This is a genomic window from Catenulispora pinistramenti (assembly GCF_018274385.1).
GTDB lineage: Bacteria > Actinomycetota > Actinomycetes > Streptomycetales > Catenulisporaceae > Catenulispora > Catenulispora pinistramenti.
The window spans coordinates 126,953-142,234 of record NZ_JAAFYZ010000003.1 but is presented as its reverse complement, the minus strand read 5'-3'; the positions used below and the strand labels follow the sequence as shown (position 1 = coordinate 142,234).

Genomic DNA, 15,282 nt, shown 5'->3' with positions numbered 1-15,282 from the left:
TTCGCTCCCCCGCCCTCCCCGCCCTACCCGTCAGCCCGTCAGCCCTCGCCCTGCCCGGTCATCTTCCGCGGATCGACGATCGCGTCGAACGCCTCGGCCGTGAGCCACCCGCTCCGCACCGCCGCCTCGCGCAGCGTCGTGCCCTCGGCGTCGGCCGTGTGCGCGATCTGGGCCGCGCGGTCGTAGCCGATCTCCGGCGTCAGTGCGGTCACCAGCATCAGCGAGCGCCCCAGGTCCCGGTCGATCCGGTCCCGGTCCAGCTCGATGCCCTCCAGGCAGTACACCCGCAGGTTCCGGACGGCGTCGGTGAGGATCCGCGCGGAATGCAGGAAGGAGGATGCGATCAGCGGTCGCATGGTGTTGAGCTCGAAGTTGCCCATACCGGCGGCGGTGGCCAGCGCGCCGTCGTCGGCCAGCACCCGCAGGCAGACCATCATCGTGGCCTCGCACTGCGTCGGGTTGACCTTGCCGGGCATGATCGAGCTGCCCGGCTCGTTCTCCGGCAGCCGCAGCTCGCCCAGGCCGTTGCGGGGGCCGGAGCCGAGCCAGCGGATGTCGTTGGCGATCTTGAGCAGGGCGGTGGCCACGCCGCGCAGCCCGGCCGAGGCCGCGACCATCGCCTCGGCGCCGGCCAGCGCGGCGAACTTGTTGGGCGCGGTGACGAACGGCTCGCCGGTCAGCTGGGCGAGTTCGGCGGCGAAGCGCTCGGCGAAGCCGGGCGGGGCGTTCAGGCCGGTGCCGACGGCCGTGCCACCGGCTGCCAGCTCGTATAGACCCGGCAGCGCCGATTCCAGCCGGTCGGTCGCGGCGGCGATCTGCGCCGCGTAGCCGGACCACTCCTGGCCGACGGTGAGCGGGACGGCGTCCTGCAGGTGCGTGCGGCCGGTCTTGGGGACGTCGGCCCACAGCCGCGCCTTGTCGTCGAGGACCGCGTGCAGCGTCCTGAGCTCGGGCAGCACGTGGTTCCGCAACGCCAGCACCGCGGCGACGTGGGTCGCGGTCGGGAAGCTGTCGTTGGAGGACTGGCCGAGGTTGACGTGGTCGTTCGGGTGGACCGGGGACTTGCTGCCCAGGGTGCCGCCGACCAGCTGGATGGCGCGGTTGCTGATGACCTCGTTGACGTTCATGTTGGTCTGGGTGCCCGAGCCGGTCTGCCAGACGTAGAGCGGGAAGTGCTCGTCGAGGTCGCCGGCGACGACCTCGGCGGCGACCCGGGCGATCAGGTCGGCCAACCACCGCGGCAGCCGTCCGGCCTCGCCGTTGACCAGGGCCGCGGCCATCTTGACGTAGCCGTAGGCGTGGTGGATGCCCTGTGGCATGTGGTCGTCGCCGACCGTGAAGTGCTCCAGCGACCGCTGGGTCTGGGCGCCCCAGTAGCGGTCGGCGGGGACTTCGATCGCCCCCATCGCGTCGGTCTCGCGTCGGGTGCCGGTCGCCTCGATGCCCACCGGGAGGTTCAGAATCTCCGGAGGGGTCCGCTGCTCCGAGTCCGTCATGCGACCTCCAGTCCGGGACACCAGAATCCGATGCGGTAACGCTAGCGGCCCAGCGTCGACTGTGCCTTCCGGGCAGGCCCGCCGGTAGGAGAGCATGGAGGCCAGCAGGCCCGCACTACTGAACGCCCCCGACCGGGGGTAGGAGGTGACCGTGTACGACACGACAATGCCCCGACGCGGCTATGGGATCTCGACGAACACCCTGTTCGCGCGCACCATGGCCTTCGTCGCCGCCACGGCGGCACTGTTCGCGCTCGGCGCCTACGCCGGCCGGAACCTGTCCAACGCCGCGGTCTTCATCGGCTTCATCGCGGCCTTCGTGTGCCTGATCGCGATGCGCTTCACGGCCGCGCGCTCACCGCAGGCCACGGTGGTGCTGCTCGGCGCCTTCGGCCTGCTGATGGGCATCGCGGTGTCCCCGACGCTGGTCTACTACGCGACCGCGAACCCGAAGGCCCTGTGGCAGGCCGGCGCCGCGACCGCGCTGTTCATCGGCGCCTTGGGCTCGGCCGGGTACGCCACCGAGCGCGACCTGTCCGGAGTGGCCCGGGCCAGCTTCTGGGCCCTGGTGGCGCTGCTGGTCTTCGGGGTGGTCGCGATCTTCGTGAACATCCCGCACGCCTCGGTCATCTACAGCGTGGCCGGCCTGGTGATCTTCGCCGGGTTCACGCTGGTGGACTTCCAGCGGCTGCGCCGGTCCCAGAACATCGCCTCGGCCCCGTTGCTGGCCGCGTCGATCTTCCTGGACATCCTGAACGTGTTCTTGTTCTTCCTCAGCCTGTTCGGCGGGGGCGGGCGCCGGAACTGACCGCTGTCTCCCGGCGCCGCCGCACCTCCATGTGGGCTAGTCCGGACTAGGTGGGGGCTAGTCCGGACTAGTTCACACAGGCGATGCCGTCCTTGGTCGTGGTGTCGGACTGCTGCCGCGGCGCGGCAGCCAGTCCGGCCCGCACGACCGAGTCTTGCTGGCTGCTGGCGCCGCTGCCGGAGCTGGTGTCTGTGCTGGATCCGGTGCCTGCGCTGGATCCGGAAGTAGTGCCTGTCCCGCTGCCAGTCCCATCGCCCGCATCGCCGGTGCCCGCATCGCCGGCCGTCCCGGACTTGGCATCCGAGAGGTACGTCTTCATCGCCGCCTGGATCTTCGCCGGATCGACCAGGTTGACGTCCTCCCCGTCCCGGGTCGCGAAGCCCTCGATCGGCAGCGTGTGGAACTGGATCCGGCCGGCCTTCAGGCTCCCGGCCTTGGAGATCAGGGACAGCACGTCGAAGCTGTCGTCCACCACGACGTCCCGCTTCACCGCGTCGATCAGGTCCGAGAGCTTGCCGACGTCCGACAGCACGCCGTCATCGGCGAGCTTGCGCTGCACCGCGGACAGGAACGCCTGCTGCCGCCGGGTCCGGTCCAGGTCGCCGCCGGGCAGGCCGTGCCGCTGCCGGACGAAGGCCAGGGCCTTCGAGCCGTCCAGGGTCTGCACCCCGGCCGGGAAGTCGGCACCGGAGTAGTCGTCCTGCACCGCCTTGTTCAGACACACGGTCACCCCGCCGAGCGCCACCGCGACGTCGTAGAAACCGGCCAGGTTGACCTCGGCGAAGTGGTCGATCGGCACGTTCAGCAGGCTCTGCACCGCGGCGATCGCCGAGGCCCGCCCGGCCTCCCGCCCCGCGGCCTCCAGCGCGTCCCCGGTCGGGCCGCCGGGGGTCTTGACCAGCGTGGTCTCCTGCGCCGCCTTGGCCCGGCCGTACGCCTCCTTGATCTTGTGCCAACCCAGGTTCGGGATGTCGACCCAATCGTCGCGCGGGATCGAGACCGCCGTGGCGGGTGAGCCGTCGGCCGGGACGTGCAGCAGAATCAGGGTGTTGGTGTTGTAGCCGCCGATGTCGCTGGAGGAGCCGGCGTGCAGTTTGTCCAGCATCGCGGCCGGCAGGTCGTGGCCCTGGTTGTCCTTGCGCGAGTCCAGGCCCATCAGCAGGATGTTGACCGAGCCGTCGTGCGACTTGGGGATGGTGCCGCCGAGCGCCGCCGAGCGCTGGAAGCCGCCGTCCACCGCGGCCCGCAGCCACGCTCCGGTGACGCTGATCAGCAGCACCGACATCGACATGGTCGAGGCCGTGGCCCACAGCCAGCGGGAGCGCCGGCTCCGGGGCTCGGGCTGGCGAGGCCGGACCCGGGGTCCGGGCCGGGGGCCTTGGGGGCCTTGGGGACCGCGGGGTCCTCGCGGCCCTTGGGCTCCCCGCTTCTGGGCTTCCCGACGCTGCGCTTCCCGCCCCTGTGCGTCCCGGCTCAGGGTTTCCCGACTCTGGGCTTCCCACCCCTGCGCGTCCCGACCCTGGGCTCCGGCGGCGTTCGGCGTTCCCGCTGATGGTTCGTGCACAGATCCAGCAAACCGCGTGAGGCGGCGTCGGCCGCGGGCGACACGCCTGGGTGTGTGAGGGGGTTCAGCTACTTTAGGCGTTTGTGAGCCTTTACACGTCTATGCGCCACCCGCACGTCCACATGCGGCGCCGGCACGGCCACGCCCGTATCGAGCACGAGTACGTCGGGATCAGCGGACGGCTCGCGGCGTGGATCACCCGCAGGCTGGGGTCGATGTGGACGGTCTACGCGTGCGTGGCGGTCACCGCGGTGTGGATGCTGTTGGGCTCGCGGGCACTGTTCGGCTTCGACCCGTATCCGTACCCGTTCATACTGTTCCTGGGCAACGTGGCGCAGCTCCTGCTGGTCTTCGTCATCCTGCTCGGCCAGCAGATCCTCGGCCGGACCGGCGACCGGCGCGCGGTCCAGACCTTCGAGGACGCCGAGGCGATCCTGCACGACTGCGCACAGATCCAGAACCACCTGATCGCCCAGGACCGGCACCTGGCGGCGTGCGTGGTACTGGACGAGACCGAACAGTTCCAGCTCACCGCCGCCGCCGAACGCTTCGCCGCCCCGCCCTCGATGGCCGACGAACACATCGGCCTCAACTCACGCCTGGCCGCCCGGATCACGGAGCGCTGCGGCAGCATGAGGGCCTTCTATCTGGCGGCGGCGTTCCAACTGGTGTGGATCGTGCTGGCGGAGGCCGGCCTGCTGCACTTCGACCCGTACCCGTTCGCGTTCCTGCTGTTCCTGTCCAGCCTCGCGCAGCTGCTGCTGATGTTCGTCATCATGCTCGGCCAGCAGGTCATCGGCCGCGCCGCCGACCGCCGCGCCGAGATGACGTTCCGCGACGCCGAGGCGGTGCTGCACGCCTGCGAGCGGCTACAGGCACACCTGCGGGCCCAGGACCTCGCCATCCGGCATGTGGTGGAGCACATGTCGGCGTGTGGGACGGAGGAGCCGGCGTGAGCACCGGTCCGATCAGCCGGTCAGATCAGGCCCGTCGCCACGAGACCGCCGACGAGCAGCAGCGTACCGGCGGTGAGCAGGTTGGCACCGCGGTCGATCCAGGAGGCGGTCACGAGCTTGGCCCCGGCCGCGGCGGCCACGGTCAGGCCGACGATCGTGGCGATGGTGGCCCCGGCGAACGCGGTGAGGGAGCCGATCGCGGCGCCGGTGCCCAGGGCTCCGGCGGCTAGGAAAACCGGAAGGATCGTGAGGTCCGGGGAGGCTGCCGCGCCGAAGGGGATCAGGACGGCGAAGCGGCCTCGGTTGTGGTCTCTGTTGTGGTCTCGGCCCTGGTCGCGCTCATGGTGGTCGTGGTCGCGGTGGTCGTTGCCAGCGCCATGGCTGTGGTCATCATGGCTGTGGTCATCGTGGCCATGGCCATCAGATCCGTGGCCGTGACCATCAGGCCCATGACTGTGCCCATGACTGTGCCCATGACCGCGCCCGCCAAGCTCCATGGCCAAGAACACCAACCCCGTGACCAGCAGAATCCCCCCGATCACCAAATCAGTGTGCCGCGACACCGTGTCCCGGAACTGCAACCCGACCACGATCAGCACCGCACCGAGCAACAGCGAGACCAGCACATGCGTGACCCCGGCCGCCAGCGACAGCCGCACCGTCCGCCGCGTCGAATAGCGCCGGGTCCGGGACAACACCGCCAGCGGCATCCAGTGATCGGGCATGACCGCGTGGCCGAACCCGACTCCGGCGGCGGCGAGCATCAAGGCGGGAAGCGTCTTCACGGCCCCCAGCATAGCTTCCCATCTTCGCATTGACGAATATGAGCAACCATTGCAAGGAGCTCTCACCTGCGAAGACCTCGCAGGTGAGAGCTCACCGCGCCACTGCCGCCGTCTCCACCCCGGCCCGCGTCAGCTTCTCCGGATTCAGCACGTAGTACATCCCGGCGACCCGCTCCCCCTCGACGTGCAGCGCCATGATCCCGTCGAGCACGCCGTCCACCCGCACCAGCAGCCCGGGGTGGCCGTTGACGTCCGTCAGCTCGGTCGTGACCTCGACCCCCGCCTTGCGGATCCCGCCGAGCACGTAGCGCACCACCCGCTCCGCGCCACTGATCGGCCGCAGCCCCGCGCGCCGTACCCCGCCGCCGTCGCCGATCAGCACGGCCTGCGGTGCGAGCACGTCCATCAGCCCCTGCATGTCCTGCGTCTCCAGCGCCCGCTGGAACGCCGCCACCGCCGCCTGCGCAGTACGCTGCGACGCCGACGTGCGCGGGCGCCGCGCGTCCACGTGCCGCCGGGCCCGGTGCGCGATCTGCCGGACGGCCGCCGGGGTCTTGCCGACGGCCGCCGCGATCTCGTCGTAGTCCACGTCGAACGCCTCGCGCAGGACGAACACCGCGCGCTCGGTCGGCGACAGCGTCTCCAGGACCAGCATCAGCCCGATCGACAGGTTCTCGGCCAGTTCGAAGTCCTCCGCCACGTCCGGCGTGGTCAGCAGTGGCTCGGGCAGCCAGGTCCCGACGTAGGCCTCACGCCGCCGCTTCACTGTCCGCAGCCGGTTCAGCGCCTGCCGCGTGGTGATGCGGATCAGGTACGCACGCTGGTCCTGCACCTGGTCCAGGTCCACCTCGACCCAGCGCAGCCAGGTCTCCTGCAACACATCCTCGGCGTCGGCGGCCGAACCGAGGACCTCGTAGGCGACCGTGAACAGCAGATTGCGCAGGCTGACGAAGGTCTCGGTGGCGACCGGGTTCATCGCGACGTCAGCGCCTTCTCCCGCAGAGCCTCCTCCCCCAGCGCCTGCACCCGCTCCCGGCGCTCGGCGTCCTTCGTCCACCACGTGTGCTTGCCCGGCTTGCGGCCCTCCGTCTTCAGCTGCCAGACCGTGCCCCTGCATATGAACTCCTTGATCCGAGCGCCGACGCGGCCGCCGATGTAGATGTTCTTGGGCGTGTCGTCCTTGTGCAACATCTGGAAGACCGCCGCGCGCCGGCCCAGACTGACGCACAGCGCCACGAAGCCCACGTCGATCGCCGCCGGCTCCCGACCGGCGAGCCGGGCCAGGATCGTCTCGGCGGCCTGCGGGCCGAGCTGCACCGCCGACTGGCAGCTCATCCGCAGCGGCATCCCGGACGGCGCCGCCGAGTCCCCCGCCGCCACGATCCGCGGGTCGTCCACGCTGGTCAGCGTCTCGTCGGTGAGCAGCCGACCGACCGCGTCGGTGCTCAGACCGCTGCGCGCGGCCAGATCCGGGACGCTGAACCCGGCGGCCCAGACGGTGATCGCGCTCGGCAGCTCGCGGCCGTCGGCCAGCCGCACCGCGTCCCGCTCCACCGCGGTCACCACCGACCCGGCGCCGTCGACGACCCGCACGCCGAGCTTGGCCAAGTGCCGCGCCACCGAAGCCCGGCCCTTCTCGGGCAGCGACGGGCCGAGTCGGCCGCCGCACACCAACGTCACCGCACGGCCCTGCTCGGCGAGTTCGGCGGCGGTCTCGATGCCCGCCGGACCGGCGCCGACGACCGTCACCGCGACGGACCTCGGCTGGGCGTCCAGCACCGGCTTCAACCGCTTCGCCTGCTCCAGGCTCGCGATCGGATAGCCGGACTCTGCGAGCCCGGGCACGTCCGCGCCGCTGCTGGCACTGCCGACGGCGTAGACGAGGTAGTCGTAGCGCAGCGCCTCGCCGTCGGCCAGCGCCGCAGTGCGGTTCGCGGCATCGATCCGGGTCACGCTGTCGACCACCAGCCGGACCCGCTGATTCAGGACTCTGCCGTAGTCGGCGAGCGCGGTGTGGGTCCCGGCCACGGCCTGGTGCAGCCGGATGCGCTGGACGAAGTCCGGGCGCGGGTTGACCAGCGTGACGTTCACGTCGTCCCGCTGGGTCAGGCGGTTGGCGGCCATGACGCCGGCGTAGCCGCCGCCGATCACGACGACTTCGGTGGGCGTTTCGGTGAGCGCTTCGATGTGCATGGTGTCCCTCTCGGATTCTCGCTCTTCGGCGGGTTCTCGCTCTTCGGCCCCAGGACACCGGGTGATCGATTTTTGTGACGCGATGTGGCGCAGGTCACACTGGACGAGGTAGACTGTGCACAGATAGTCTGTGCGTAGAGTAATTCGCCGACGGGAGGGGCACGCCGTGTGGAACTACGAATTCAGCGCCGAGGCCGAGGTCACCCCGCACGCCGTGTGGACGCTGTGGGCCGATCCGCTGGGCTGGCACACGTGGAACGAGGGCGCCGGCAAGGTCGAGATGGACGGGCCGTTCGCCGCCGGGACCCGCTTCACGATGACGCCGCCCGGCCAGGACCCGATCCGGATGACCATCACCGAAGTGGTGCCGGACCAGGCCTGGGTCGACGTCTGCGAGCTGCCGGAGCTGGTCATCACCACGCACCACCTGATCGAGGAGATCGGTCTGATCGGGGAGGCCGGCGACAGTCGGACGAAGGTGGTCTACCGGACCGAGATCACCGGCGAGGCGGCCGACGAGGTCGGGCCGGAGCTGGGGCCGCAGATCTGTGCCGACTTCCCGGAGGTCGTCGGGAAGCTGCTCGAGCTGGCGGCGCGCGCCTGATGGCTGAGTCCGACAGCAGCCCTGGCAAGCCCGGTAGCTCTGGCAGCCCCGGTAACCCCGGCGGCAGCAACCCAAGCAGCCGCAGTGACCCCGATACCAGTGGCACCCGTGCCACCCGTGACACCCGTGACACCCGCGGCGGCCCCGCCGACCACCCCGGCTTCCTCCTCTGGCGCGTCACCCTCAGCTGGCAACGCGAAATCGCGGCGGTTCTGGCTCCGCTGGACCTCACCCACGTCCAGTTCGTCCTGCTCGCCTGCACCTACTGGCTCAACGAGCAGGGCCTGGTCCCGAACCAGGCGACCGTCGCCGAGCAGGCCGGCACCGACGTCAAGATGACCTCGCAGGTGATCCGCACCCTGGAGACCAAGGGCCTGATCACCCGCGAGGTCGACCCGGCCGACACCCGCGCGCGCCGCCTGCGCGTGACGCCGATCGGAGCCGACCTCGCGCCGCGCGCCATGGCCGCTGTCGAAGCGACCGACGCGGTGTTCTTCGATCCGGTGACCAGCTCTCACACCATCAGCATGCTGACCAAGCTGGCCCGCATCGAGGACGGCGGCTGAGAGCGTGCGGCTTTGGCGGCCGGGCGGCGCCCTCTAGGCTTTCGGCCGTCCCAGCCGGCCGCCGGCCAGCTCGATCCGCCGCTCCACCTTGATCTCCGCCAGGAATCGCTCGTCGTGGCTGACGACGATGAACGCCCCCTGATATCCGTTCAGCGCGTTCTCCAACTGCCCCACGCTGACCAGATCCAGGTTGTTCGTCGGCTCGTCCAGCAGCAGCAAGTGCGGGGCGGGTTCGGCATACAGCACGCAAGCCAGCGTCGCCCGCAGCCGCTCTCCCCCGGACAACACCCGCACCGGCAGGTGAATACGCGCGCCACGGAACAGGAATCGCGCCAGGACGTTCAGCCGCTGCGAGTCCGGCAGCGACGGCGCGAAGGCCGCGAAGTTCTCGACGATCGTGCGGTCGTCGTCCAGCAGGTCCAGCCGTTGGGACAGGTACGCCACGCGTCCCTCGGCGCGCCGGATCGTCCCGCTGTCGGGCTCCAGATCGCCGTCGATCAGGCGCAGCAGCGTCGACTTGCCCGAGCCGTTCCCGCCGGACAGCGCGATGCGCTCCGGTCCGCGGATCGTCAGGTCCACACCGTCGCCGGCGAAGATCTCGGTCTCGCCGAGACGTTTGCGCACCTGCTCGGCGACGAACAGCGTGCGGCCGGCCGGGACCCGGGTGTCCGGCAGTTCGAGCGCGATGCTCTGATCGGCGCGTACCGCCTTGGCGGCCTGGTCGGCACGCTCCTTGGCCTCGCCGACCCGCGAAGCGTGCATCGTCTGCGCCGTGCCCGCGGACTTCTCGGCGCTGCGCTTCATGTTCCCGGCGAAGATCCTGGGCAGCCCGGCGTTCTTGAGGTTCTTCGACGCGTTACTGGCCCGCCTATCGGCCCGCTCGCGCGCCTGCTGCATCTCCCGCTTCTCGCGCTTGAGGTCCTGTTCGGCGTTGCGCAGGTTGCGCTCGGCGGTCTCCCGCTCAGCCGCGACAGCCTCCTCATATGCACTGAAGTTGCCGCCGTAGAAGCGGACCTCGCCGCCTTCGAGCTCTGCGATGCGGTCCATCCGGTCCAGCAGTTCACGATCGTGGCTGACCACCAGGACGCAGCCGCGCAGGCTGTCCAGGACGCCGTAGAGCTTCTGGCGGGCGTCGGCGTCCAGGTTGTTGGTCGGCTCGTCGAGCAGCAGCACGTCCGGCCGCCGCACCAGCAGCGCGGCCAGCCCGAGCGAGACCACCTGGCCGCCGCTGAGCGTACCGAGCGGTTCCCGGAGGGAGACGTCTCCGAGGCCGAGCCGGTCGAGTTCCACGCGGGCCCGGTCCTCGACGTCCCAGGCATCGCCGATCGTGGTGAAGTGCCGCTCGTCGGTGTCTCCGGCCTCGATCGCGTCCAGCGCGGCGATCACGTCGGCGACGCCGAGCACTTCGGCGACCGTGCGGCCGGCGGTCAGCGGCAGGTCCTGCGGCAGGTAGCCGAATTCGCCGTCGACAGTGACCGAGCCGGCGGTCGGGGTGAGCGCGCCGGCGATCAGCCGGAGCAGGGTGGACTTGCCGGCGCCGTTCGGGGCGACCAGGCCGACGCGTTCGGACTCGACGGTGAAGCTGAGGTCGTGGAAGACGGGGGTGTCGTCGGGCCAGGTGAAGGACAAGGCGGAGACGACGACGGGGGAAAATGCCATGAAGGTGCCTTCGAGGAGAAGCGACGAGGTGAGACGAGAGGGCGTTCGAGTCGCGGATCAGATGATCAGAACGCGCTCGGCGGCCCGGGACATCAGTGGGTGATGTCGTCGCTCAGCATGTCGGCCTCCTCGGTCGGGACGTTCAGCAACGTAACACGCGCCGCGTCTCCGAGCGGACCCGATTATTCGGCCCTGGCGATTCCTGGATGGCTCCTGGACGATTCCTGGACGGCTCCTGGACGGTTCAGTCCAAGGCTTCCCGGACCTGCTGCACGACCCGCCACATCGGGGTCCCGCGCCGCGCGACGACCACCATGACCTCGTCCTCCGGCTCCGCGATGCCGGGGGCTGAGGGGACGTCGTCGGTGTAGGTCGCGTAGACCCAGCCAAGGGCGTGCTCGACCAGTTCGGCGGGGTCACCTTGGCCGTCGGAGCGGAGCCAGCCGCGCAGCGCGTGGTTGTGGGCGGCAACTACGGCTGCTGAGACGACATCGGCGCGGAGGCCGCCGTCGGCGCGTCCGGCGTAGCGGGTACGCAGGAAGGCGGCGAGGGCGCTCTCGTAGCGGCGGACGACGGACAGCTCATGGGTGCGCAGGGCCGGGACCTGGCGGGTCAGCTTGTAGCGGGCCAGGGAGAACTCGGGGTCGGCGGCATACATGGCCAGGACCATGCGGGCGGCGTCGCAGACCCGGGCCACGGGATCCTCGGCGAAGCCGGACTCGTCGGCGAGGAAGTCCGACATACGGCGGAGCGTGCCCTCGTGGTCGGGGAAGACCACCGACTCCTTGGAGGGGAAGTAGCGGAAGAAGGAACGGCGGCCGACCCCGGCCCGGGCCACGATGTCGTCGACCGTGGTGGCGTCGAAGCCGTGTTCGGCGAAGAGGGCCAGGGCCGCCGAGACCAGGGCGTCGCGCATCGCCGGGCGGGGCTCGGCGGAGGGCTGGTCGGCGGGCATGGGTGGACGGTAACACCACGTGAGGGGACACCCGAAGCCGGTGCGTGCTGCGTCACAATAATGCCCGCGGCCGTGCCTGCCACTGCATCCGTGGCCACATCTCCAGCTACGTCTCCGGCTGCTTCTGCTTGCTTCGCGTGGTTCATCCCCCACTTGCTATGTGTGGTTCATTCCCAGGAAAGCCGCCGCGTTCATATCAACAATTGCCTTCGCCTGCTCATCCGCCAGCCCGGCCGCGAAGAGGTACTCGACGTGGTCCCGGAGCGAAGGCCCCTGCTCAAAGGGGTAGTCGGTGCCCAGCAACAGGCGGTCGGGGCCGACGACCTCCGCGGTCAGGCGCAGGGCCGCCGGGAGCGGGTTGGCGGTGTCGTAGGCGATGCCGCGCATCAGCTGGCCGGCGCTCGGGGCGTCGTCCGGCAGGTACCAGTCCCGGTGCCGGTCCAGGCGCTGGATGAGGAACGGCAGGTAGCCGCCCATGTGCGGGGCGATGACGCGGATGCCGGGGTATTTGACGGTGAGGCCGGCCTGGAACAGCTGCAGGATCGCGGTCGAGACCTCGGCGGCGTGGCCGATGACCCAGTCCAGCTTGGCCGCCCGCATCAGCGAGGAGCCGGCCGAGTCGCCGTTCGGGTGCACGAACAGGACCGCGTTGCGCCTGTTCAGGGCGGCGAAGACCGGCTCGAAGTCGGGGTGGCTCAGGGGGCGGCCGAGGATCGAGGTGCCGACCGCGGCGCCCGGCATGCCGTCCTGCTCCATGGCCCGGTTGAGCTCGTCGACGGAGGCCAGGATATGCGGCAGCGGGAGCGTGGCCAGGGCACGGAAGCGGTCGGGGTGCTGCGCCGCGGTGTGCGCCAGCGCCAGGTTCGCACACCTGGCCGCCTCCACCGCCGCGGTCGGATCGCCGGTGTAGGGGCCTTGCGGGCAGGTCGAGAGCAGCTGCACGTCCACGCCGACCGCGTCCATCGCCGCCAGCCGCAGGCCCAGCTCCCGCTCACTGTCACCGCCGCCCAGCTCCCGGACCTCGCGCGTGCCGTCGCCGCCGTCACCCCGCATCTCGTCCAGCAGGTCCAGGTAGACGGCGGGGAACAGGTGCGCGTGGACGTCGACTCTCATGCCGCCAGGCTGGCGGCATGGCGCGCGGGCGGCGTCCCGGGACCACGCCACACCCGGCCGTCCGGACGAAGCCGACGCCGCCGCTACCCCGAACGGCTGCCTCCACCGGCGCACCCCGGGCTGCCGTACCGAAGGCTCGTACAAGACCCGCGTACACGGCCCGACGCCACCCGGCCCGGGCCCTCCTCGAAAGGCGGAACGCCATGGCCGATACCCCGGACCTGGGCAAACTCTGGAAGCAGCTGACCGACAACGTCGGCGGCGGCATGAGCGAGGCCCTGGACAAGCTGAAGAAGAGCAGCATCGGCGAGCAGGTCCAGTCCTGGATCGGCAAGGGCGAGAACAAGCCGGTCAACGCCGACCAGGTCACCCAGGCCATCGGCCAGGACCAGATGGAGCAGATCGCCCAGCAGGCCGGCACCACCCCCGAGCAGGCGGCGCAGGCCATGGCCGACAAGCTCCCCGGCATGGTGGACAAGATGACCCCCGACGGCCAACTCCCCAACCCCCAGTCCATCAAGGACAACGTGGCCGGCGCCCAGAACACAACCAACGCCGCGACCGCGATGGGCACCGCCGCCACAGGCCAGGCCCCCCGCACCAGCCCCCCGGCGATGTAAAGACCCACCACCGAAGGCACCACCCCCACGGCCGGACCCCGCACCCCGGGGCCCGGCCGCGCCACGCCCAAACCCCCAGGTCCCGAATCGATTTCCCATCCACCGGCAGCTCTGGCTAATATAGGCAACGCCCGCCGGGGAGATCAGCAAGATCGATCGGACGATCTCACCGGGGGACCAGATGGGGCTTTAGCTCAGTTGGTAGAGCATTTGTCTGGCAGACAAAAGGTCAGGGGTTCAAGTCCCCTAAGCTCCACATAGTAAAAGTGGCGCCCTCGGAAACGGGGGCGCCACCTTGCTGCTCAGGGCGATGCCGCCCAGGTCGGGGCGGTTTTCTCGGGATAGCACGTCAAAGGAACTTGTCTCGCCACGGCTCACTATCGATCACCTCTTATCGAAGATCGCGAGCCATACGCGAGCCAGTCCCCGGCGGCTTGCCGGCGCCCGGCTGTGAGCGGTGTCACTAATCCGGGTGAACCCCCTGTCAGTGCCCCGATACACCCACTGAGCAGACCACACCACCACGTCCGATACCTGATGGCACGTTCGGTAGACGTCTAGTCGCGGAGTTGATCTTCGATGCGGCGGATGTCCCGTTGCTCGTGCCCGTCGATGCATTTGGCGTAGACGGAGAGCAAGACGTCGACACTGTGGCCGGCCCATTCGGCGACCTGCGGCGCACTGACGCCGGCGTTCAACCACGTTGAAACCGCAGCATGACGCAAGTCATAGGGGCGCTTGCCGAGAGGAGAGAAAAACTGCTCGGACGAGAACGCGGCCTTACGGGCCATCGACCAGATATTGGCGAAGGTCGCATAACGGATGTCACCTCCGTTCGCGCGAACGAAGAGCCGGCCGTCACGAGCCGTGCCGAACTTCTCGATGTGCGCTCGCAGGTGCGCAACCAGCTCCGGATGAGCTGGAACGTTTCGGCTCTCGTGCTTGGCACGGTGTTTGAGGGCTTTGCGTGGCGAGTCGTCACCGCTGTCGGTCCAGGCGCCCCCGGCGTACGGGCTGGACTCGGCAAACCGGAGACGCCCCCAGCCGTTCTCGGGCAGGAAGCAGTCCTGTTTGCGCAGTGCCAAGACCTCGCTGGGACGTAGAGCTGCGAAGTACATCGTCGCGAAGAACGCGACGTACCTCGCACCGGTCGTACCTTGCTGTCCGACCGCCGCGAGCAGCGTGCGGGCCTGTGTCGGGTTGATCACCACGCGGCTGTCGACCACGGTGGTGGTACGCGGTGGCGGCGTGCTGATCCGATCCAGTGGGTTACGCTCCAGTAGATCAAGTTCGATTGCGTATTTGATAGCGCCGTTCAGGCCTTTGACCTTGTTCTTATAGGTGTTGGCCGCGTATGGCTGCCCGGAAGGGCTGGTCGTGGTGGCGTCGTATGCTGCCCGCGCCGTCCGTGGCTCGCGCAACGCCGTGATGGGCACCGAGTGCCCGCGGACCCAGTCGATCGCTGCGGCGAACTCGGCCGACGGGTCGCCGGCCATGCGGGCATGCCGGTTGAACGACCAGTTGACCAGGGCTGTAAACGCGTCGTCGTAGTCCGGCATGCCCCGCTGGTCGGTGACCAGCGCGAGGGTCGCGGTGGCCAGCGACGTCGCCAGAGCGCGGCGGCTGCCGGCTTCCAGGGCCGGCCACTTCATGTCCAGGAACGCCACGGCATGGTCGTACCAAGTGACATCCGACTTGTGCTTACGGGCTTCGGATTCGGGCAGCCCCGATTCGGTGTCGAACCCTTCGCCACGACGTTGGGCCAACAACAGTTCCGCACGCCGGCTATCGGCGAGCGCCTTGGTATCGAAGTCGGCGGAGAAGATGCGCTTACTGACGACCCAGCGCAGTTGATAGGTGGTCTTCTTGGTCCGCACACGTGTGAGGATGCTCCAGATACGGACGTCGAAGGTGTTCACGTGGTGCTCCCGTAGGGCGGGCGGCTCGGCAGCTCAGGCTGCCG

13 protein-coding genes, 1 tRNA gene and 1 pseudogene are annotated in these 15,282 nt (G+C 69.7%); 6 read left to right on the top strand and 9 right to left on the bottom strand.

Translation table 11 applies throughout. The features are described 5' to 3' along the window. Positions 1–38: 38 nt before the first annotated feature. The gene (locus KGQ19_RS01595) at positions 39–1,496 is read right to left on the bottom strand and encodes a class II fumarate hydratase (RefSeq protein WP_212007216.1); all 1,458 of its coding nucleotides are present in this window, start codon (positions 1,494–1,496) and stop codon (positions 39–41) included. Positions 1,497–1,647: 151 nt separating this feature from the next. Here KGQ19_RS01595 and KGQ19_RS01590 point away from each other — a divergent pair, with 151 nt between their 5' ends. Next, the gene (locus KGQ19_RS01590; protein WP_212007215.1) at positions 1,648–2,304 is read left to right on the top strand and encodes a Bax inhibitor-1/YccA family protein; all 657 of its coding nucleotides are present in this window, start codon (positions 1,648–1,650) and stop codon (positions 2,302–2,304) included. Positions 2,305–2,371: 67 nt separating this feature from the next. On the opposite strand, the gene KGQ19_RS01585 is transcribed toward KGQ19_RS01590, so the two are convergent. Then, positions 2,372–3,595, bottom strand: a complete 1,224-nt coding sequence (locus KGQ19_RS01585; protein WP_212007214.1) for an LCP family protein — start codon at positions 3,593–3,595, stop codon at positions 2,372–2,374. A gap of 356 nt (positions 3,596–3,951) precedes the next feature. Between KGQ19_RS01585 and KGQ19_RS01580 the strand changes: the two genes are divergently transcribed. Further along, complete coding sequence (locus KGQ19_RS01580; protein WP_212007213.1) at positions 3,952–4,824, top strand: DUF1003 domain-containing protein; 873 nt, start codon at positions 3,952–3,954, stop codon at positions 4,822–4,824. Between the two features lie 20 nt (positions 4,825–4,844). On the opposite strand, the gene KGQ19_RS01575 is transcribed toward KGQ19_RS01580, so the two are convergent. The 3 genes from KGQ19_RS01575 to KGQ19_RS01565 all read right to left on the bottom strand — a co-directional run bounded on the left by KGQ19_RS01575 (position 4,845) and on the right by KGQ19_RS01565 (position 7,802). Beyond that, positions 4,845–5,609, bottom strand: a complete 765-nt coding sequence (locus KGQ19_RS01575) for a hypothetical protein (protein WP_307856310.1) — start codon at positions 5,607–5,609, stop codon at positions 4,845–4,847. 91 nt (positions 5,610–5,700) lie between these two features. Then, entirely contained in the window at positions 5,701–6,585 is an 885-nt protein-coding gene (locus KGQ19_RS01570) for an RNA polymerase sigma-70 factor (protein ID WP_212007211.1), read from the bottom strand. Continuing rightward, complete coding sequence (locus KGQ19_RS01565) at positions 6,582–7,802, bottom strand: NAD(P)/FAD-dependent oxidoreductase (RefSeq protein ID WP_212007210.1); 1,221 nt, start codon at positions 7,800–7,802, stop codon at positions 6,582–6,584. Before KGQ19_RS01565 ends, KGQ19_RS01570 begins: the two co-directional genes overlap by 4 nt. A gap of 166 nt (positions 7,803–7,968) precedes the next feature. Here KGQ19_RS01565 and KGQ19_RS01560 point away from each other — a divergent pair, with 166 nt between their 5' ends. Together KGQ19_RS01560 and KGQ19_RS01555 are read left to right on the top strand one after the other, a co-directional pair. Next, positions 7,969–8,406, top strand: a complete 438-nt coding sequence (locus KGQ19_RS01560) for an SRPBCC family protein (protein ID WP_212007209.1) — start codon at positions 7,969–7,971, stop codon at positions 8,404–8,406. Positions 8,407–8,549: 143 nt separating this feature from the next. Continuing rightward, positions 8,550–8,972 (top strand): annotated as a pseudogene (locus KGQ19_RS01555) (MarR family winged helix-turn-helix transcriptional regulator); the annotation flags it as partial. A 33-nt stretch (positions 8,973–9,005) separates the two neighbouring features. Here the strand turns inward: KGQ19_RS01555 and abc-f are convergent. The 3 genes from abc-f to KGQ19_RS01540 form a co-directional block, all read right to left on the bottom strand. Next, a complete protein-coding gene (abc-f, locus tag KGQ19_RS01550; protein WP_212007207.1) occupies positions 9,006–10,631 on the bottom strand; it encodes a ribosomal protection-like ABC-F family protein in 1,626 nt (541 codons plus the stop codon). 244 nt (positions 10,632–10,875) lie between these two features. Continuing rightward, the gene (locus KGQ19_RS01545) at positions 10,876–11,586 is read right to left on the bottom strand and encodes a TetR family transcriptional regulator (protein ID WP_212007206.1); all 711 of its coding nucleotides are present in this window, start codon (positions 11,584–11,586) and stop codon (positions 10,876–10,878) included. A gap of 156 nt (positions 11,587–11,742) precedes the next feature. Beyond that, positions 11,743–12,699, bottom strand: coding sequence for an amidohydrolase family protein (locus KGQ19_RS01540; RefSeq protein ID WP_212007205.1), 957 nt, complete (start codon positions 12,697–12,699; stop codon positions 11,743–11,745). 203 nt (positions 12,700–12,902) lie between these two features. On the opposite strand from KGQ19_RS01540, the gene KGQ19_RS01535 reads away from it, so the two are divergent. Both KGQ19_RS01535 and KGQ19_RS01530 read left to right on the top strand, forming a co-directional pair. After that, positions 12,903–13,319, top strand: coding sequence for a YidB family protein (locus tag KGQ19_RS01535; RefSeq protein WP_212007204.1), 417 nt, complete (start codon positions 12,903–12,905; stop codon positions 13,317–13,319). A gap of 183 nt (positions 13,320–13,502) precedes the next feature. Continuing rightward, positions 13,503–13,575: transfer RNA gene (locus tag KGQ19_RS01530), tRNA-Ala, on the top strand. Positions 13,576–13,876: 301 nt separating this feature from the next. On the opposite strand, the gene KGQ19_RS01525 is transcribed toward KGQ19_RS01530, so the two are convergent. Next, on the bottom strand, positions 13,877–15,238 hold the full coding sequence (locus tag KGQ19_RS01525; RefSeq protein WP_212007203.1) for a tyrosine-type recombinase/integrase: 1,362 nt from the start codon (positions 15,236–15,238) through the stop codon (positions 13,877–13,879). Positions 15,239–15,282 lie beyond the last annotated feature (44 nt).